The 19,247-nt window shown below is 73.2% G+C and carries 18 protein-coding genes; 10 read left to right on the top strand and 8 right to left on the bottom strand.

The features are described 5' to 3' along the window. Window positions 1-6 precede the first annotated feature (6 nt). The 4 genes from ACFYOH_RS10015 to ACFYOH_RS10000 all read left to right on the top strand — a co-directional run bounded on the left by ACFYOH_RS10015 (window position 7) and on the right by ACFYOH_RS10000 (window position 2,862). The gene (locus ACFYOH_RS10015; RefSeq protein WP_007383480.1) at window positions 7-210 is read left to right on the top strand and encodes a cold-shock protein; all 204 of its coding nucleotides are present in this window, start codon (window positions 7-9) and stop codon (window positions 208-210) included. A gap of 253 nt (window positions 211-463) precedes the next feature. After that, window positions 464-2,005, top strand: coding sequence for a DEAD/DEAH box helicase (locus tag ACFYOH_RS10010; RefSeq protein ID WP_388623162.1), 1,542 nt, complete (start codon window positions 464-466; stop codon window positions 2,003-2,005). Between the two features lie 91 nt (window positions 2,006-2,096). After that, window positions 2,097-2,501: a CBS domain-containing protein gene (locus ACFYOH_RS10005; RefSeq protein ID WP_388623160.1), complete on the top strand. Its 405-nt coding sequence runs from the start codon at window positions 2,097-2,099 to the stop codon at window positions 2,499-2,501. A 73-nt stretch (window positions 2,502-2,574) separates the two neighbouring features. Further along, window positions 2,575-2,862 (top strand): SCO5918 family protein, encoded by a 288-nt coding sequence (locus ACFYOH_RS10000; RefSeq protein ID WP_388623157.1) that lies wholly within the window; start codon window positions 2,575-2,577, stop codon window positions 2,860-2,862. Window positions 2,863-2,931: 69 nt separating this feature from the next. Here the strand turns inward: ACFYOH_RS10000 and ACFYOH_RS09995 are convergent, their stop codons facing one another. The 3 genes from ACFYOH_RS09995 to ACFYOH_RS09985 form a co-directional block, all read right to left on the bottom strand. Next, window positions 2,932-3,441: a DinB family protein gene (locus ACFYOH_RS09995; RefSeq protein WP_388623154.1), complete on the bottom strand. Its 510-nt coding sequence runs from the start codon at window positions 3,439-3,441 to the stop codon at window positions 2,932-2,934. Between the two features lie 74 nt (window positions 3,442-3,515). Beyond that, window positions 3,516-4,529, bottom strand: coding sequence for a M56 family metallopeptidase (locus ACFYOH_RS09990; RefSeq protein WP_388623151.1), 1,014 nt, complete (start codon window positions 4,527-4,529; stop codon window positions 3,516-3,518). 3 nt (window positions 4,530-4,532) lie between these two features. Next, window positions 4,533-4,943, bottom strand: coding sequence for a BlaI/MecI/CopY family transcriptional regulator (locus tag ACFYOH_RS09985; protein ID WP_388623148.1), 411 nt, complete (start codon window positions 4,941-4,943; stop codon window positions 4,533-4,535). 151 nt (window positions 4,944-5,094) lie between these two features. Here ACFYOH_RS09985 and ACFYOH_RS09980 point away from each other — a divergent pair, with 151 nt between their 5' ends. From ACFYOH_RS09980 to ACFYOH_RS09960, 5 genes are all read left to right on the top strand, one after another. Then, window positions 5,095-6,486: a glycosyltransferase gene (locus ACFYOH_RS09980; RefSeq protein ID WP_388623145.1), complete on the top strand. Its 1,392-nt coding sequence runs from the start codon at window positions 5,095-5,097 to the stop codon at window positions 6,484-6,486. Further along, window positions 6,486-7,268, top strand: coding sequence for a polysaccharide deacetylase family protein (locus ACFYOH_RS09975; protein ID WP_388623142.1), 783 nt, complete (start codon window positions 6,486-6,488; stop codon window positions 7,266-7,268). Before ACFYOH_RS09980 ends, ACFYOH_RS09975 begins: the two co-directional genes overlap by 1 nt. Window positions 7,269-7,421: 153 nt before the next feature. After that, window positions 7,422-8,027, top strand: coding sequence for a phosphatase PAP2 family protein (locus ACFYOH_RS09970; RefSeq protein ID WP_388623139.1), 606 nt, complete (start codon window positions 7,422-7,424; stop codon window positions 8,025-8,027). A gap of 999 nt (window positions 8,028-9,026) precedes the next feature. Next, window positions 9,027-9,692, top strand: coding sequence for a response regulator transcription factor (locus ACFYOH_RS09965; protein WP_388623137.1), 666 nt, complete (start codon window positions 9,027-9,029; stop codon window positions 9,690-9,692). A gap of 26 nt (window positions 9,693-9,718) precedes the next feature. Then, window positions 9,719-11,074, top strand: a complete 1,356-nt coding sequence (locus ACFYOH_RS09960; protein ID WP_388623135.1) for a sensor histidine kinase — start codon at window positions 9,719-9,721, stop codon at window positions 11,072-11,074. Here the strand turns inward: ACFYOH_RS09960 and ACFYOH_RS09955 are convergent. After that, complete coding sequence (locus ACFYOH_RS09955; protein ID WP_388623132.1) at window positions 11,055-11,870, bottom strand: TrmB family transcriptional regulator; 816 nt, start codon at window positions 11,868-11,870, stop codon at window positions 11,055-11,057. The genes ACFYOH_RS09960 and ACFYOH_RS09955 overlap by 20 nt on opposite strands. 246 nt (window positions 11,871-12,116) lie before the next feature. Between ACFYOH_RS09955 and ACFYOH_RS09950 the strand changes: the two genes are divergently transcribed. Further along, window positions 12,117-13,379, top strand: coding sequence for a S8 family serine peptidase (locus ACFYOH_RS09950; RefSeq protein ID WP_388623129.1), 1,263 nt, complete (start codon window positions 12,117-12,119; stop codon window positions 13,377-13,379). Between the two features lie 75 nt (window positions 13,380-13,454). Here the strand turns inward: ACFYOH_RS09950 and ACFYOH_RS09945 are convergent, their stop codons facing one another. The 4 genes from ACFYOH_RS09945 to ACFYOH_RS09930 form a co-directional block, all read right to left on the bottom strand. Continuing rightward, a complete protein-coding gene (locus ACFYOH_RS09945; protein ID WP_388623127.1) occupies window positions 13,455-13,814 on the bottom strand; it encodes a PASTA domain-containing protein in 360 nt (119 codons plus the stop codon). 168 nt (window positions 13,815-13,982) lie between these two features. Further along, window positions 13,983-16,244 (bottom strand): transglycosylase domain-containing protein, encoded by a 2,262-nt coding sequence (locus tag ACFYOH_RS09940; protein WP_388623124.1) that lies wholly within the window; start codon window positions 16,242-16,244, stop codon window positions 13,983-13,985. 20 nt (window positions 16,245-16,264) lie between these two features. After that, complete coding sequence (locus ACFYOH_RS09935) at window positions 16,265-18,493, bottom strand: bifunctional polysaccharide deacetylase/glycosyltransferase family 2 protein (protein WP_388623121.1); 2,229 nt, start codon at window positions 18,491-18,493, stop codon at window positions 16,265-16,267. A 14-nt stretch (window positions 18,494-18,507) separates the two neighbouring features. Next, window positions 18,508-19,110, bottom strand: a complete 603-nt coding sequence (locus ACFYOH_RS09930) for a hypothetical protein (RefSeq protein ID WP_388623118.1) — start codon at window positions 19,108-19,110, stop codon at window positions 18,508-18,510. Window positions 19,111-19,247 lie beyond the last annotated feature (137 nt).

Raw genomic sequence — 19,247 nt, 5'->3', positions numbered from 1 at the left:
TTCAATATGGCATCTGGCACCGTGAAGTGGTTCAACGCGGAAAAGGGCTTCGGCTTCATCGAGCAGGACGGCGGCGGCGCTGACGTGTTCGCCCACTACTCGAACATCGCCACCTCCGGCTTCCGCGAGCTTCAGGAAGGCCAGAAGGTGACCTTCGACGTCACGCAGGGCCAGAAGGGCCCGCAGGCCGAGAACATCGTTCCCGCCTGACGCTGACGCGAACCGTCGCGAGCCACTGGTTCGCGCATCATGTGGCTGGGGCCCGCGCTCTTGGGGTGCGGGCCCCAGCCCATTGGTTTTCCCGGTTTCCGGGTTCCCGGGTTTCCCGGACCGCCGGCTGCCCCGGCCGCAGCGCCACGAGGCCCGGCTCTTCTTTTTTCTTCGGCTCATTCTTGTGAATCCCGGTGCGGCCATCGCCGCCGGACGGAATTCCTCGATACGCCGCATCGAGGAAGGTTCCTCCATGAACCGCACCCGTCGCACCGGGGGCACTTCCGGTGGCTTCCGCGCGGACCGAAGGTCCACGCGTTCGGCAGGCGCCACCCGCTCGACCGGCACCGCTTCCGGCGGCCGCTTCCGTACGCAGGGCGCGGGCCGCCAGGCTCCCCGCCCGGGCGCCGGACGAAAGAGCGGCCAGGGCGCACGCTCCACCGCGCGCCGACAGGAGTTCGCCCTGCCGGTCACCCTCACCGAACCGCTGCCGGCCGTCGAGACGTTCGGCGAACTGGACATGCCCGCACGGCTGCTGGCCGCGCTCGGCACCGAGGGCGTGGCCGTGCCCTTCCCGATCCAGGCGGCCACCCTGCCCAACGCGCTGGCCGGCCGGGACGTCCTGGGCCGGGGCCGTACCGGCTCGGGCAAGACGCTCGCCTTCGGTCTGCCTGTGCTGGCCCGCCTCGACGGGCAGCGCGCCCAGCCCCGGCAGCCGCTCGCCCTCGTCCTCGTCCCCACCCGGGAACTGGCCCAGCAGGTCACCGACGCGCTCACCCCCTACGCCCGCGCCCTGCGGCTGCGGCTCGCCACCGTGGTGGGCGGCATGTCGATCGGCCGGCAGGCGAGTGCCCTGCGCGACGGCGCCGAGGTCGTCGTCGCCACGCCCGGCCGGCTCAAGGACCTCATCGAGCGGGGAGCCTGCCGACTGGACCAGGTCGCCGTCACCGTCCTGGACGAGGCCGACCAGATGGCGGATATGGGCTTCATGCCGCAGGTGACCGCGCTGCTCGACCAAGTCCCCGCCCGTGGCCAGCGGTTGCTGTTCTCGGCCACCCTGGACCGCAACATCGACCTCCTGGTGCGCCGCTATCTCCACGACCCCGTCGTGCACTCGGTCGACCCGTCCGCGGGCGCCGTCACCACGATGGAGCACCATCTGCTGCAGGTGCACGACGCCGACAAGCACTCCGCCGCGACGGAGATCGCCGCCCGCGACGGACGCGTGCTGATGTTCCTGGACACCAAGCACGCGGTGGACCGGCTCGCCAAGGACCTGCTGTCCGTCGGGGTGCGTGCCTCGGCCCTGCACGGCGGCAAGTCCCAGCAGCAGCGCAACCGGACGCTCGCCCAGTTCAAGGAAGGCCACGTCACGGTCCTGGTGGCCACCAACGTCGCCGCCCGCGGCATCCATGTCGAGGGCCTCGACCTCGTCGTGAACGTCGACCCTCCGAACGACCACAAGGACTATCTGCACCGCGGCGGCCGTACCGCACGCGCCGGCGAGTCCGGCACCGTCGTCACCCTCGTGCTGCCGCACCAGCGGCGCGCGGTGGACCGTCTGATGACCGAAGCCGGCATCACCCCGCACACCGTCCGGATCCGCCCGGGCGAGTCCGAGCTGCAGCGCATCACCGGCGCCCGGACCCCCTCCGGCGTGCCCGTCACCCTCACCGCTCCGGTCGACGCGGGACGCCAGGGCGAGGGATCCGCCGCCCGCAGCCGCAGGGGCCGGGGCGGGAACGGCCGGACCGCCGCCCGAGCCCGTCGCTTCGCCACGAGGAAGAACGCATAGCCCGAGCACGCCGATGCGCTCCCGGTCATCGCCGGGAGCCGTCGTCCGGCCCGCCCGGCCCGTCCGGCCCGACGAAGAGGAGAAGCGCCTGATGCCGATTCCGCCCCGAACACGACAGGCCGACGGCGCCGAAGGCACCGGTCTGACCGCACGTGACGCCATGCATGGTCCCGGGCCCCAGGTGGACGACCACATGGCCGTGGACGTGGCGCTGTCCGTGCTCATCGGCGCCCGCGTCCCGCACCTGCTCCTCCGCGACGAGGACGGGCGGTGCGCGGGTCTGGTCACGCGGTCCCAACTCGCCGCGCACCGCGGCGGCACGTGGTACCGCGACGGGACGCGGCTGCGGGACATCCCGCTCGACCGCGGACCGTTCACCTCGTCCATGGCCGTGCTCGGCGAGGCGGAAGCCGCCATGCGCGGCCGGAACCTGGACGTGTCCCCCGTCATCGACGAGCACGGCTACGCCCTGGGCGTCCTCGCCCTCACGCCCTGACCTTCGTCCAGCCGCCGTGGCGCGGTCGAGTCGACTCCCCCGGTGTTTTCCCCACCCCCCTGTGGAGGCATCCATGCGCTGTGTCATCGCCAGATTCCCGTTCGACCTGATCAAGAGTGAGGTCGAGCAGTCCATGAGCGGCATCACGCCGGAACCCGTCACCGGCGTGTCCGTGACCATCGGCCGCCGTGTCTACCCCGTGATGCAGGTCGGGCAGGTGATCACCCGGCTGGACCGCCGCGACTTCACCACGATCGAGATGCGGCGGGCCCTGACCCGGCTCGGCTTCACCTGCCACGACGCGCGCCCGGCCACGCCGGCCCCGGACGCGCAGGCCGACGAGCGTGCGCTCGGCTGGTGAAGCCGCACCCGCCCGTCACCGGCTCCATGAAGCGGGCCCCGGTCGCAGACTGGGGCCCGCTTCAGTGAGTCAGGCCCCCACCGTGCCGTCCACGCCCTCGCGGAGGAAGTCCGCGTGGCCGTTGTGGCGGCCGTACTCCAGGATCATGTGGAGCATCACCATCCGCAGGGACACGTCCTCGCCCCAGCGCGGCTGGTACCCGGCGAGGTCCAGGGACCCGGCCTCGCGCTCGATACGACGCGAGTGCTCGACCTCGGCCTGCCACACCGCGAACGCCTCCTCGGCGCTCGCGCCCGTGGTGTCGTAGGCGGCCTGGAAGTCGAACTCCTTGTCCGACCAGAGCATCGGGGCGGCGTTGTCGTCGAACACCCGGCGGAACCAGGCGCGTTCGACCTCGGCCAGGTGCCGGACCAGGGCGAGCAGGGACAGGGTCGACGGCGGGCTCGACCGCTCCTTGAGCTGTTCCTCCGTCAGACCCTCGCACTTCATCGCCAGGGTCGCCCGGTGGAAGTCCAGGAACGCCCGCAGCGTCTCGCGCTCCGTACCGAAAAGGGGCGGGCCTATGCGTTCGACGGTCACGCTGGGTTCCTCTCGTGGGTGCCGTGGGCGTCGAACGTATCGCGCCGCGCGGCCGCCGGAGCACGGCCGCGGGTCTACGAGCGGTGTTCGCCGAACTCGCCGCGGTGGTGCGGGCCGCAGCAGAAGCCGGGGCCGTGCCGGTGGTCATCCGCCGGTGGTGCGGTCGTGGTGGCCGACAGTGCCGCGCACTGCGCTCGAATCGCGCTGTCGACCATGCGATCGCTGTCGGAGGCGGCGTTGGCCAGGCTGGCGCAGCACACGGTCAGCAACAGGGCGCCGGCCAGGAAGGGCGACGCCCGGCGGGCGGGCGGCGGGGCCAGCAGGGCCCGTACCCGCTGGGGCACTTCCCCGCCGGTGGCGGCAAGGGCGGGGCGTGACGCGCCCGCGGCGGCGAGGGCGGCGCGGCCGACCGCGCGGGCCACCGCCGCCCGGTCGCCGACCCGGGCGGCGGCCTCCTCGTCGGCCCAGCGTTCCAGGACGAAGGCACCGGTGTGAGCCAAGGGACGCAGCAGCGGGTTCAGGGCGGACGTGAGCCGCCACAGGCTCAGGAACAGGTGGTGTCTGCCGCGCAGATGGGCCCGCTCGTGCGCCAGCAGGGCCGCGCGCTCGTCATCGCCGAGACAGCACAACATGCCACGGGAGACCACGATCCGTCCCGGCCCGCCGGGCAGGGCGAAGGCCAGCGGAGCGTCGTCGTCGAGCACGGCCAGTTCCACGTCCCCGGGCAGCGCGGCGCACTCCCGCCGGGCGCGGACGACGTGGCGGACCTGGCGGAATGTGGCGACGCCCACCGAGACGACGCTCGCGGCCAGGACGAGCGCGCTGACGGCCGCGACGACGAGGTAGACCGGGTCCTCGGCGCGCAGGGCGCTCGCGGACCAGTGGCCCTCGGCCGCGACCTGGGGAATCTGCGCGATGCCGGTGAAGGCGAGCAGCGTGAGTGAGCCGGTCCAGCCGACCGCCGTGACGAGCGCGGCGCAGGCCAGGGCCCAGGCGGCGGGGCGCGGGGTGAGCCGACGGGCGAGGCGCGGTGCGAGCAGCGTGAGCACGGCCGTGACGACGAACGGGACGTAGACGCTGATCAGCACGTGTCACCGCTTCCCGTCGGAGCGCTCGTCCCGTGCCTCGTGCCCGGCCAGCAGCTGGTGCAGCAACTGCTCGTCCTCCGTGGAGAGTTCGGACACGAAGCGGGTCAGCACCGCCTCGCGGTCCGAACCCTCCTCCAGCAGCGACCGCATGCGCCGGGCCGTGTGCGACGCCTCGTCCCGGACCGGCGCGTAGGCGTATCCGCGGCCCTCCCGGTGCCGGACGAGCATGCCCTTGTCGTGGAGACGGGACAGGATCGTCAGGACCGTGGTGTACGCCAGGCCGCCGGGCAGCCGCTGCAGGACCTGGCGCGCGGTCAGGGGGCCGTCGGCGGCCCACAGCGCGGCCAGCACGTCGTTCTCCAGCTCGCCGCGCGCCCGCCGGCCCGGATTCTCCCGGTTGTTCGGGTCGCTCACGTCCGTCCTTCCCCGGCCCTTCCCGGCCTTTCGTTCGGACAGGCTACCCGGCCGTCTCCTACCAGTTGTAGGAGGTATGCTCCGGGCTTCGACAGGCATCTACTACATCTTGTAGATCCGCTAGCTCTCCCGACGCCCGGAGGACCAGCCCATGCCGTATGCCGGACGCACTCTCCCCGTGCCCGCACTCGCGGGCGCCGTACCGCGCCCGCAAGGCGAGGCCGCTCCCTCCCGCCGGGTCGCGATCATCTCCGCGAGCGTCGGCGCGGGGCATGACGGCGCCGCCACCGAACTCGCCCGCCGCCTCGTCGAAGACGGCTTCACCGTCGACCGGCACGACCTGCTGGACCTGCTGCCCGCCGGGCTCGGCCGCGCCGTCCAGCGGGGCTACCACCGGCTGCTCGTCCGGGCACCGTGGGCCTACCAGCGGATCTATGCCGGCACCGAGCGCGCCGGAGGCGGCGGCCCGGCGGCGCGCGCCCTGCTGCGCTCCGCCGAGAACCGGGTGCTGCGCGCCCTCGCCCCGGGCACCGGCGCGGTCGTGTCCACCTACCCAGGAGCCAGCCGGGTGCTCGGCAACCTGCGCCGCTCCGGACGGCTGACCGTCCCGGTCCTGACCTACCTGACGGACTTCTCGGTGCATCCGCTGTGGGTGGCGGACGGCGTGGACGTCCACCTCGCCGCCCACGCCGTCCCCGGCGCCCAGGCCCGTGCCGTCGGCGCCCGGGACGTACGCGTGTGCGGGCCGGTCACCGATCCCCGGTTCAGGCCCGGGGACAGCCAGGAGCGCGAGCGCGCACGGGCCCGGTTCGGGCTGCCGGCGCACAGCCCGCTCGCCCTGCTGGTGGCCGGCTCCTGGGGCGTCGGACCGGTCCGCACGGTGGCCCGGGAGGTGCGCGACTGCGGCGCCGCCGTGCCCGTCGTCGTCTGCGGCCGGAACGAGGCCCTGGCCGAGCAGCTGCGCGCCGACGGCATCGAGCACGTCTACGGCTGGATGGACGACATGCCCGGCCTGATGCGCGCCGCAGACGTCCTCGTGCAGAACGCCGGCGGACTCACCTCCCTGGAGGCGTTCGCCGTGGGCCTGCCCGTCGCCAGCTACCGCTGCATTCCCGGCCACGGGCTGACCAACGCCGCCGCCCTGGACGAGGCCGGCGCCGCGGCGTGGATCCGCGAGCCGGCCGACCTCGAGGCCGTACTGCAGGACCTGATCGACGGCCCGCGAGGAAAGCTCCAGCGCGAGACGGGCCTCGCCCTGTTCGCCGCGACGCCGGACCGGGGCCCGGCGGCCGAGATAGCACGGGTGCACCAGGCGGCCGGGCTGCCGGGGCCCGGCCACCGGCCCCCCTCCCGCCGTCGGCGCACCCCTCCGGGGCGCCTCGCCGCCACGGTCGCCGTAGCGTGCGCCGTGTGGGCGTGCGCCGTCGGTACGGGGATCGCGACGGCGTACGAGGGCCCCTGGCTGGCGCGTGCGATCAGCCACGGCCTCGATCTGGACGACCGCGCCCCGCAGCACGCCCCCCAGCCGGAAGGGAACCACTGATGACCGCCGCCCGTACCCTGCGCACGGCCGCCCTGGCCGCCCTGCCCGTGCTCGCCACGCACGCCGCGCCCGTCGTCTCCACGTTCGGGCCGCTGCGCAACCGCGCCCTGCCCCGCCTCTCGGGCCGCGGCCGCCCGGACCACGTCGCCCTGACCTTCGACGACGGACCCGACCCCGTCTCCACCCCGCACTTCCTGCGCCTGCTCGCCGCGCGCGAGGTGCACGCCACCTTCTTCCTGCTCGGGGTGCAGGCGCGCCGTTCACCGGGTCTGGTACGCGAGATCGCCGCGGCCGGCCATGAGATCGGCATTCACGGCTGGCTGCACCGCCCGCTGCTCCTGCGCGGCCCACGTGCCACCTACGACGACTTCGCCCGCGCCCGCGACACCGTCGCCGCGATCACCGGGCGGCAGCCCACGCTGTTCCGGCCGCCGTACGGCGTCATGTCGGCCGGCGCCCATCTGGCGGCCCACCGGCTCGGCCTCACGCCCGTCCTGTGGACCTGCTGGGGGGAGGACTGGACGGCGCGGGCCACCGCGGAGTCCGTCCACCGCACCGTCACCCGCGATCTGGACGGCGGCGGAACGATCCTGCTGCACGACTCCGACTGCACCTCCGCCCCGGGCGCCTGGCACTCGGCGCTCGGCGCCCTGCCCCGCATCCTCGACAGCTGCGCGGAGCGGGGCTTCGAGGTCGGGCGGCTGCGTGACCACGGATGGCCTGCGCGTGGTGCGCGTCACCCGGGAACGTTCCCCGAGCGCCGTTCGTCTACAGTTCCGTAGACCGTCTACTTCGCTGTAGTCAACTGTTGCCGGGCGTTCACTCCCGCCCGGTCCGCAGGGAAGGCCCCCACCCATGCCCCATCCGCCGCAGCCGGCCCCCCAGCCCCCCGTCCATGTGTTCTTCCGGGGCGCCGACGCGACGGGAGGGAACCAGTGATCCTGGCCGTCGACGGGTCCTCCGTCGACGGCTCCGTCTACTCGGACGTGGTCCGTCTCGCACAGCACTCGCCCGGCTGGCTGGACGACACGGTCTCGGCCTGGTCGACGTACGGGCTCGCGGTGTTCGCCGTCCTGGCGGCCCTCGGCTGGTGGCGGGCCCGGCACACCGGTGCCACCGCCGCGGTGATCGCGCTGGTGGTGCCGGTGGTCGTGGTCCTGGCGTACGGCGTGGACGCCGTGCTGAAGCTGGCGGTGCGGGAGGACCGGCCGTGCCAGAGCCTGCACATGAGGACGCTGGAGGCGTGTCCGGCGCCGGGCGACTGGTCCTTCCCCAGCAACCACGCGGCCATCGCCGCCGCCGCTGCCGTGGCCCTGGTGTTCGTCTCGCGCCGTCTGGGAGCGGTCGCCGTCGTGGCCGCACTGGCGATGGGAGTCTCCCGGGTGTGGGTCGGCGCACACTATCCGCACGACGTCCTGGCCGGCCTCGTGGTCGGCGCGCTGGTGGCCTTCGGGGCGATGTCCGCGGCGCGACGGCAGGCGGGAACCCTGGCACGATGGCTCACGGCCAGGCGCCTGGGCGCCCTTCTGGTGACCCCATGAGCAGTGGCACCGGCACCGGTGGCGGACGGCGCCCAGGTGGCGGGCGGTGCGCTGGTGGCCGGTGGCGCGTTGGTGGCCGGCGGTGCGCTGGTGCGCCTGTGGTGCGTTGGTGCGCCTGTGGTGCGTTGGTGCCCGCTGGTGCGCTGGTGGCCGGCGGTGCGTTGGTGCCCGCTGGTGCGCTGGTGGCCGGTGGTGCTGGTGGCGGGAGCGCCGTAGGCCCCGGTGGTGCGCTGGTGGCCGGCTGGTGCGCCGGGAGCGCGGGTGGCCGGCGGGCGGTCCGCCGATGACGGACGGGACGACGGCTGTCGCAGCGTCCCGGGCGGCCCGGTGGCTGCAGCGTCGTCCCGGACGGCAGGCGGTCGCCGGTGTCGGACGGCGGCGGTCCGCCGATGACGGAAGGCCCGGCGGCTGCCGCATCGGCCCAGATTGCCCGGCGTCCGCCGCACCATCCCGGACGGCAGGCGGTCCACCAGTGTCGGACCGCGGGCGGTCCGCCGACGATGGACAGACCAGCGGCTGCCGCAACGGCCCGGACCGCCCAGCGGCCGCCGCATCATCCCGGACGGCAGGCGGTCCGCCGATGACGGAAGGCCCGGTGGCTGCCGCATCATCCCGAGCGGCCCGGCGGCTGCCGCGTCGTCCCGGACGGCAGGCGGTCCGCCGATGATGGACGGCAAGCTGTCCGCCGATAATGGACGGCAGGCGGTCCGCCGAGACGGAAGGCCCGGTGGCTGCCGCATCATCCCGAGCGGCCCGGCGGCTGGTGCGTCGTCCCCGACGGCGGGCGGTCGCCGGTGTCGGACAGCGGCGGTCCGCCGATGATGGACGGCAGGCGGTCCGCCGACGATGGATGGCAGGTAGTCCGCCGATGATGGATGGCTCGGCGGCTGTCGCGTCGGCCCGGAGGGCCCCGTGGCTGTCGCGTCGGTCCTGACGGCCCGGCGGCCGCCGCAGCGGCCCTGACACGTACGACTCCGACCGGAAGGCCTCTGGAGCATCATGCGCCTCAAGATCCTTGTCGTCGAGGACGATCACGCCCTGCGGGACGTACTGCGCCGGGGCCTGTCCGACGAGGACTTCGAGCCGGTCCTGGCCGCCGACGGCGCCACCGCCCTGCGGCTGGCCACCGCCGACATCGCAGCGGCCGTTCTCGACGTCGGCCTGCCCGACGCGGACGGCCGGGACGTGTGCCAGGCGCTGCGGGCCAACGGCTTCCTCGCCCCCGTGATCTTCCTGACCGCCCGGCACCACCTCAACGACCGACTGTCCGGCTTCTCCGCCGGCGGGGACGACTACCTGCCCAAGCCCTTCCACCTCGCGGAACTCGCCGCCAGGCTGAGAGCCGCCCTCAGACGGACCGCCGCGCCGGCGACCGTGGCCACCGCCGGGGACCTGGTCCTGGACGCGGTGCACCACAGCATGACCGTGCACGGTGCCCGCACCGCCCTGTCCCCGACCGAGTTCCGGCTGCTCGCCACGCTCGTCGCCGCCGACGGGGCCCTCGTGCGCCGCCGCGACCTGGTGCGGGCCGGCTGGCCCGAGGGAGCGCAGGTCAGCGACAACACCCTCGACCAGTACCTGAGCCGACTGCGCCGCAAGCTGCGCGAGGCGGGCAGCGGCCTCACCCTCGGTACGGCGCGCGGGATCGGACACCGTCTGTCATGAACCGTGCCTTCCGTCACCTCCGCCGTATGGCCCCCCGCACCCTGCGCGGCCGGCTCTCGCTCGCGGCGCTGACCGCCACCGCCCTGCTGATGACGATCCTGACGGTGGTGTTCAACGCCGTCATGGACCGTCACCTGCAGCACCAGGCCGACGACGAACTGCGCAACCGCGCGGCGGCGGTGGCCACGACCGTCGACACGAACGGCCCCCGGGTACGCGTCCTGGAGACCGTCAACGACCGCCTCCTCGACGCGAACGTGTGGATCTACGCCGGACCCCGCCTGCTGGAGAAGCCGCCGTCCGCCAGGGCCGGCAGCCCGCTGACCCGGGGCGCCCACCGGCTGGCCGAGCGGCCCGGGCACGCCTGCGCGACCGTCCACACCCACGGCCACCCGCCCATCAGGCTGTGCTCCCAGCCCCTCCCCGGCCGGCATTCACGGGCCACCGTCGTCACCGCCCTGGATCTCGCTCCGTACCGCGGCTCGGCCGACACCCTGCTGCTGGGGTCACTGATCCTCGACGCCGCGATGCTCGGCTGCACCTACGTCCTCACCCGACTCTCCGTCAGCCGGGCCCTGCGCCCGGTGCGGACGATGACCGACCAGGCCACCCAGTGGAGCGCCATCGGCTCCGACGAGCGCTTCGGCACGGCGGACCATCCGGCCGAACTCGCCCGCCTCGGCGCGTCGCTGGACCAGCTCCTGGACCGCACCCGCACCGTGCTGCGCCATGAACAGCAGCTGACGGGAGAGCTGTCCCACGAACTGCGCACCCCGCTCACCCGGATCATCATGGAGCTCGACTGGTGGCGGAGCCGCCCCCGCACGGACGCCGAGACCCGTGCCGCGCAGGAAGTGATCTCCGAGGCCGCCCAGTCCATGCGCACGATCTGCGACACGCTGCTGAACGACGCCCGCGAGAACGCGCTGAACCCGGCGACGACCCCGGGGACGACCGATGTCGTGCCCGTCCTGGACCGGCTGCTCCAGCACCTCGACACGCCGGACCGGGTGAAGACCGCGGTCGAGGCGGAAGCACCGGTGCTGGAGGCGGGGGTCGCCCCCGCGCTCCTCGAACGCATCCTCAGTCCCCTGCTCGCCAACGCCGCCCGCTACGCCCGCTCCCGGGTGACCGTGTCCGCGGTGCGCGTGCCCGGCGTCGTGCGGATCGACGTCGCCGACGACGGTCCCGGCGTGCCGGAGGCGTTCGTGGCCGAGCTGTTCCAGCCCGGCCGACGCGCCGACTCGGGCGACGGCCACGACGGCGCGGGCCTTGGGCTGCCGCTGGCCCGACGCCTGGCCCGGGCCGTCGGGGGCGAGGTGTCGTACGCCCCCGGACCCACGCCCGGGGCGAGGTTCACGGTCAGCCTGCCCGCCGGGTGACGGGTGTGGCGTTCGTCCACACCGTGTGGAAAGCCAGGCGCAGACAGGCCGCGAGGGCCGGGTGCTCGATGAAGAGGGTGGTGGTGGAGTCGGCGCCGGCCACCGGGTCGGGCATGTCGCACAGGACGAGGGAAGCATCGGCGATGACGAGCTTCAGCGGGAGTTCGGGGGCGAAGCGGGCCTCCTCGCCCGCCGCGGCGAAGCGCCGTACGTGTTCCACCTGCTCTGGGTCGGCCAGGGCGTCGTCGAGGTAGATCGCGCGGACCGTGCCGCCCGAGTGGTGGAGTCGGTCGACCACCGCCAGGCCGTCCGTGTTCTCGGTGGGGGCGACGAACGGCGGTTTGCAGAAGGTGAGCAGTTCGTGCCGTGCCTGCCGCTGGATGTCGGCGAAGCGTTCGGCGATCGCCTTCGGGTCGCGCAGGATCTCGATGTAGTCCAGCGGGTCGGTGTGCTCCCGGCCCTGGGACCACAGGGGCTGGAGGATGCCGGCCAAGTCCTGGGAGACCCGGTCCAGTCGGTCGATCGTCTCCCGCTGCGCGGCCATCAGGCGGGCGAGGGCCAGCTCGGGCGTGACGGCGGAGTACGTGGCCACCCGGCCGGGGTGGGTGGTCGCCAGCCGCCGCCGTACGAGGGCGTCGAGCACGTCGTACACACGTTGGCGCGGTACGTCGGCCTCCCGGGCCACCTCGGCGGCCGTGTAAGAACCACGCCTGATGAGGGTCAGGTAGACCCGCGCCTCGTACCGGGCCAGGCCCAGCGACATCAGGTCGTTGATGGTTCCGTCTTCAAGCTCCATGGCTGCACAACGTACCGGTCGACGCCGAGAGTTGAGTCCAAGGATTTTACCAACTGGCTCTGTTCTCTTCAGCAAAGTGTCCATAGCCTCATCAGTAGCCACCACTGACCAGGGTGGCAGCATCAGCAGGATGCCCGAATCGGCTCCACCCGGCCACCCCCAACGGAAAGCGGTTGTCATGAACCTGATAACGCAGCCTCCGGCCGCCGTCGTGGAGCCACCCATCCCCCCACGGAGGGCAGTTCATTGCAGTCTCATCGCAGAAGGAACCCGATACGCCGCGGCGCGCCCGCGCTCCTGTCTGCAGCAGCTCTGATCACCGGCGGCCTGGCCGTCGCCACCCAGTCGGCGGCCTTCGCCACGACCACCACCGCCGCATCGCCCGCGGCCGCCACGACCTCCACGGTGCACACGCGCTCGCTGTGTTCACAGCCCACCAGGCCCGGCTACATGGCCTGCCAGGCGGTCGTCCGCACCGACCTCACCCCGCAGAAGTCCCTGGGCCGCCACGACACCCCCAAGGGCTTCGGACCGGCCGACCTCCAGGCCGCCTACAACCTGCCCAAGGACGGCGGCAAGGGCGCCACGGTCGCGATCGTCGACGCCAACGACGACCCGAACGCCGAGAAGGACCTGGCCGCCTACCGCTCCCAGTACGGCCTGCCGGAGTGCAGCACGAGCAACGGCTGCTTCAAGAAGACCGACCAGGACGGCGGCACCAACTACCCCGCGCCCGACTCCGGTTGGGCGGGCGAGATCTCCCTCGACGTCGACATGGTCAGCGCGGCCTGCCCGCAGTGCAAGATCCTGCTCGTCGAGGCCAAGTCGGCCAGCATGGACGACCTCGGCGCGGCCGTGAACCAGGCGGTCAAGCAGGGCGCCAAGTACGTTTCCAACAGCTACGGCGGCGGTGAGGAGGCCGCCGACACCAAGGCCGACGACCAGTACTTCAAGCACCCCGGCGTCGCCATCACCGTCAGCTCCGGCGACAGCGGCTACGGCACCGAGTACCCGGCCGCCTCGCAGTACGTCACGGCCGTCGGCGGCACCTCGCTCAAGAAGGACAGCAGCACCCGCGGCTGGTCCGAGTCCGTGTGGGGCGCCTCCGCCGGCGGCGACGGAGCGGGCTCGGGCTGCTCGCAGTTCGACGCCAAGCCGTCCTGGCAGAAGGACACCGGCTGCGCCAAGCGCGCCGTCGCCGACGTCGCGGCCGTCGCCGACCCGGCCACCGGTCTCGCCGTCTACGACACCTACCAGGCGAGCGGCTGGAACGTGTACGGCGGCACCAGCGCCTCCGCGCCGTTCATCGCCGGCGTCTACGCCCTCGCGGGCGCCCCGGGCTCCGGTGACGTCCCGGCGTCCTACCCCTACGCCCACCCGGACAAGCTGAACGACGTCACCGACGGCGCCAACGGATCCTGCGGCACCTACCTGTGCAAGGCAGGCAAGGGCTACGACGGCCCGACGGGCCTCGGCACCCCGAACGGCGTGGCGGCCTTCACCAAGTAGAGATACAGCGCAGACGTTCTCCTTCGCCCCGCCGGTTGCCCGGCGGGGCGAAGTGCTGTGCGGCGCCCTCTTCGGCTAGAGCAGGTGACCGTGATGACGCTCGCGCCACGTCGGCTTGCCCACGCCGAGCACGAGCGTCTGCTTCACTCCGAGCCGCGCACCCGCCTTCACCGACTGGTCGTTCACGTCCCAGTTCGACGCCACCAGCACCACCACATGGTTTCCGTCATCCGCCCGCAGCTCGATCCGGCTCTTCGGCACACCGAGCTTCTCCAGCTGCTCCTCGGCCTTCTCGGCGTTCTTCCCGACCAGATCGGGCATCGTCACCGGGGCTGTCGCGACCGGCGTGGGCGCGCCCTTCCCGAAAGCGCCGCACCCGGCCAGCGCCGGCACCACCGCGAGTGTGAGCGCCGCACCCCAGACGTACTTCCTCATGCTCTACTCCTGGGCTTCGCGGTTCCGCCCCTGCGCCAGCAGCACACAGGTAACCCACAGCAGGGCGCACCCGGCACGCAACCAGCCTCCGGACCCTACACCTCACCGCGCCCGTGGTCTCAGCGGGAGCTGCCCTCCGGAGCCATCAGCACGCCTGCCCTTCCGATGTCAACGGCACTTGTGTGCATGGCACTTGGGGCCGGGGGCGGGCCCCGGACCGGGGGTCGTGGTGCCGGGCCTTCGCTTGCCCGGGGTGCCGGTGTGCTTGGCCGGGGGGTGGGTGGGCTTGGGGGAGGGAGAGGGGACGCCGGGCTCGTCGCTGCCGTGGCCCAGGGGGGCCGGGGTGGGGAAGGGGAGGTCGGGGAGGCCGGAGAGGGCGTCGTGCATGTACCGGGTCCAGATCTCGGTCGGGATGTCTCCGCCGAACACCTTCTGCAGGCCGCCGACGCCGGCCAGGGACTGGAGCTGGGGGTGGGCCGGGTCCTCTTTGAAGAGGACGACCGACGTGGCCAGTTGTCGGGTGTAGCCGATGAACCAGGCCGAGCGGTAGTCGTCGGTGGTGCCGGTCTTGCCCGCCGCCGTACGGCCGAGGGCCTGGGCCCTGGTGCCGGTACCCCGGGCGATGACGCCCCTGAGGACGTCGGTCACGTTGTCGGCGACCGGTGCGGGCAGGGCCCGTACGGGGGCGGGGGTCGTGAAGCCGGGCAGGACCGCGCCGTCGTGGGTCACCTTGGTCACCGAGTACGGCGTGGCCTGCATCCCGGAGGCGGCGAAGGTCGCGTAGGCGCCCGCCATGCGGATGGCGCTCGGGGTGGAGGTGCCGATGTAGAAGCCGGCGCTGGGCGCGGCGAGGCTCTCCGGGCGCAAGCCCACGGTCTTCGCCGTGCGGGCCACGTCGGCGTAGCCGACGTCCTCGCCCAGCTGCACGTACGGCGTGTTGACCGACTGCTCCATCGCCGTGCGCAGCGAGATGTACCCCCAGCGGTGCGTGGTGTCGTTGTGCTGGTGGAGGAGGCCGGTGGGGTCCTTGTCGTCGGTGACGTAGTTGCCCTGCTGGTCCTTGATCTGGATGCCGTCGTCGCCGTCGAACTTGCTGGCCGGGGTGATCGGCGCCGGAGGCGTGCCCGGTTTCAGGACGGCCCCGTACTGGAGCGCGGAGGCGAGGACGAGCGGTTTGAAGGTCGACCCCACCGGGACTCCGGAGGTGTCGGCGTTGTCCGAGTAGTGGGCCTGCTGGTAGCCGGGGCCGCCGTAGACGGCCAGGATCCGGCCGGTCGCCGGGTCCACCGAGGCGGCGCCGACCTGGACATTGCGGTCGGCGGCCCGGTGGGCGGGGTCGAGGCGCTCCGCGCGCACCTTCGCCACGGCCTCGGCGAGTTCCGCCGTCCGCTTGCGGTCGAAGGTGGTGTGGATCTGGTAACCGCCCCGGCTCAAGCCGCTGTCGGTGATGGAGGGGTCGTGGGCCTGGGCGTACGAGCGGGCCAGCTGGACCAGATAGCCGGTCTGGCCGGTGAGCCCGGACCCGGGGGCCCACTTCCTGGGCGTCGGGAAGCCGGCCGCCGCGATGCGGGCGCGCTGCTCCGGCGTCAGCTTGCCCGTCGTGACCATCCGGTCGAGCACCCAGGACCAGCGGGCCTGCGCCCGGGCCCGGGCGCGGGGGTCGGCGTCGGCGTACTGGAAGAGGCTCGGCTCGTTGACCGCGGCGGCGAGGAACGCGCCCTGGCTCACGTTCAGCTTCTCGACCGGGAGGCCGTAGTACACACGGGCGGCGGCCTGGATGCCGTTGGCCTGGCGGCCGAAGTAGCAGGTGTTCAGATAGCCCTGGAGGATCTGCTGCTTGCTCATGCTCGCGCCGATCTTGGCGGAGATCAGCAGTTCCTTGAACTTGCGGGAGAGCGTCTGCGACTGGTCGAGGTAGGTGTTCTTGACGAACTGCTGGGTGATCGTCGAGCCGGACTGGACGGAGCCGCCCTCGGCCATGTGCACGAGGGCGCGCGCGATGCCCTGCGGGTCGATGCCCGGGTCGGTGTAGAAGGAGGCGTTCTCGGCGGCGATGAAGTCCCCCTGCACATCGGCGGGGACCTGCGCCAGGGTGACGTTCTCCCGGTTGACGCTGCCGTCGGTCGCCAGCACGGTGCCGTCGGACCAGTAGTAGACGTTGTTCTGGAGCAGCGCCTTGGGGTTCGGGTCGGGGATGGTGATCGTGGCGTAGGCGTACCCGACGGCCGCGGCCACTGCGCCGACGCAGAGCAGGAACGACGCGAGCACCTGGCGCCACGACGGCAGCCAGCGGCGCTGGCCCGTGCGGCCCGCCCTGGGATAGTCGATCCAACGTTTCTGCACGGCGCTACGGCGCCGCCTGCCGCGGCCGACCGCCGCACGGCTGCCGGAGCTGCTGCGCTGCGGCTGTCGGCGCCGGGTTCCGCTCATGGGCTCGGATCACTTTCCTTTCAGGACCACTGGGTGGTGTCGTCGGGGACGGGCTGCCGATGGCCGGCCCGGGGCGGCGCGGCCGGCGGAGCCTGCAGGCTGCCGTAGCGCTCCATGCGCTGCCATCGCAGGCGGGAGCCGGACACGGCGGTGAAGACGGACTGGATCACCACCAGGTACATCAGCTGCCGGTAGACGAACTGCTGCAGCGGCAGGCTCCACAGCGCGCCGGGGCGTTCGCCGTCCAGGCGGAAGGCGTACAGGCCCATGCCGAGTTGCAGCAGCAGGAAGGCCAGCCACAGGCCGGCGATCCGCAGCGGGTCGAGGAAGACCAGGCCGTACAGGGCGAAGATGTCCACGGCCGGCGCGAGCAGGGGCAGCAGCACCTGGAAGAGCAGGAGATAGAGCAGGCCCCGGCGGCCCAGTTTGCCGGCGGCGCCGCGCTGCACCAGCGCGCCGCGGTGCTTCCACATCGCCTGCAGGGTGCCGTAGCACCAGCGGTACCGCTGCCGCCACAGGGCGTTCAGGGACGCGGGCGCCTCGGTCCAGGCCACCGCGCCCTCCTCGTACACCACGCGCCAGCCGTCGCGGCACAGCGCCATGGTGAGGTCGGTGTCCTCGGCGAGGGTGGCGTCGCTGACGCCGCCGAGGGCGAGCAGCGCCCGGCGGCGGAAGGCGCCGACCGCTCCGGGCACGGTCGGCATGCACTCGGCGAGGTCGAACAGCCGGCGGTCGAGGTTGAAGCCGACCACGTACTCGATGTGCTGCCAACGGCCCAGCAGACCACCGCGGTTGACGACCTTGGCGTTGCCCGAGACGGCGCCCACCCGGGGGTCGGCGAAGGGCTGCACGAGGGCGCGGACGGTGCCGGGTTCGAAGACCGTGTCGCCGTCGACCATGACCACCAGGTCGCAGGAGGCCGCGGCGAGCCCGGTGTTGAGCGCGGCCGGTTTGCCCGCGTTCTCCTGCCGGATCACCCGCACCCCGGGCAGCCGGAGCGACTCCACCAGGTCGGCGGTGACGTCGGTGGAGCCGTCGTCCACCACGACGACCTCCACCGGATGGTCGGAGGCGACCAGGGAGCGCACGGCCGCCTCGATCCCGGCGCTCTCGTTGTACGCGGGGACGATGACGCTGACCGGCTCGGTCACCGGCGGCCCCCAGGAGCGGCCCCGGCGCCCGGTCCGCAGCTTTCGGTGCCGGCGGGCCGCGATCAGCACGACCGCCGCGCGCAGCACGCTGATCGCTCCGGCCGCGGTCATCAGCGCGCCCAGCAGCCATACGATCCAGTCGCCGGTCCGCAGCACCGCGAGGAGGGCCATGCCCTGGAGGTGGTCGCCGAGGCCGGCGCGCTGGACGGGACCGGCCATGCCGACCGCCGCGCCGACGGTCGTGAACCGGAAGCCGTGTGCCTTGAGCCGCGGGATCAGGGCGTTAAGGGCGGCAACGGTCTGGGAGCGGTCACCGCCGCCGTCGTGCATCAGCACGATCTGCCCGGCGTGGCCGTGCGGGGTCGCGTTCGCGAGGATGCGGGCGGTGCCGGGGCGCTGCCAGTCCTCGGCGTCCTGGGTGGTGAGCACCGTGACGTAGCCCGCCTGGTCGGCCTGCTTCAGGACGGACCAGTCGGCGTCGTCCAGTGCGGCGTTCTCCGAGGAGTACGGCGGTCTCAGCAGCGCGGTGGTGACCCCGGCCGCGCCGGCCACCGCGAGCTGTGTCTCGCGCAGCTCCAGGGAGCGCTGCCACGGGGCGAGGCGGGACAGGTCGGGGTGGGTGAAGGTGTGGATGCCGATCTGGTGGCCGTCGGCGATCATCCGGCGGACCAGCTCCGGGTGGTCCACGACCTCGGTGCCGACGACGAAGAAGGTCGCGTGCACATGGTCGCGGCGCAGTACGTCGAGGATGCGCGGCGTCCAGACGGGGTCGGGGCCGTCGTCGAAGGTGAGGGCGATGGTGCGGTCCGCGACCTGGACGGTCTGCGCGGAGGAGGCGGCGTTCGCGATCACCGGGCCGCCGTGGACCACCCGGCCGGGCACGGCGTCGCTCCGGCCGCGGGCACCGGTCACGTCGTCCTGGCTGATCCCGAACATGTGGTGGGTGTAGCCCTGCAACAGGAGGGCCGTCGACAGGGTCACCGCAAGCACGCTCAGCAGGAGCCAGTGGGTGCGCGGTGTGATCTGGCCGGTGCGGTCGCGGCGGCGGACGGGGGTCTTGCGGCGGGAGGGGGCGGTGCGGTGCCGTCGGTCTGTCACGTCAGGGCCTTGGATCACTTCACGGGCTTGTGGGACGTGCCGAGGGCGCGGCCCTTCGAGGTGCGGGGGCGGGCCGGGATGGCGGAGGTGGCCCTGGTCGGCGTTGCGGCGGGCCCGGCCGCGGGGGCGGCCTGGGCTGCCGTCCGGACGGACGTCGTCCTGTGCGTCGTGGGTCCGGGGTTCGCGTGCGGCGCCGCACGGCCGGTGCCGGAGGGGGCGTCGGAGCCGGTCACGCGGGCGGTGGCCGGGTGCGTGGCGTCCGGCTGCGGAACGAACGGGGCGCTGACGCTCGGGCCGCCCAGCAGGGTGCCGACCAGCAGCACGACATAGCCGCCGGCGGGGATCATCAGCAGCCGGGCGGCGCGCAGCACGCGGCGCTGGCGGCGGCCCGAGGCGTCCACGAAGACCGGCCGCACCGGCTCGCTCGCCGGTGACTCCGGTTCCGTGTCCCGGCCCCGCTCCGTCTCCCAGGTCGGTGCGGACTCCCAGTCCGGTTCCGGCACGAAAGGCACGGGGTACGGGTCGGACGGCGCCTGGTGCGCGGCGGCCCGGGGCAGCGTGGCCGTGTCGGTGTGGGCGCCGTCGCCCTCGTGCCCGGGGGCATACGCGTTCCCCACACCGCCGTACGGCTCCTCGCCGTACGTTCTGCCGCTTTCGTCCGTCCACCGCACGAGTCGTGTCCCCTGTCCTGGCCGACCGGCGTGGTCGTCCGCATGGACAGAGCGCGGCGGCCCGGAACTGTTACACCTCACTC

Origin of the sequence: Streptomyces sp. NPDC007856 (assembly GCF_042868225.1) — a bacterium.
In the GTDB taxonomy this organism is placed as follows: domain Bacteria; phylum Actinomycetota; class Actinomycetes; order Streptomycetales; family Streptomycetaceae; genus Streptomyces.
Note: the sequence above shows the minus strand (reverse complement) of the source record. Positions and strands in the feature narration are given on the sequence as shown.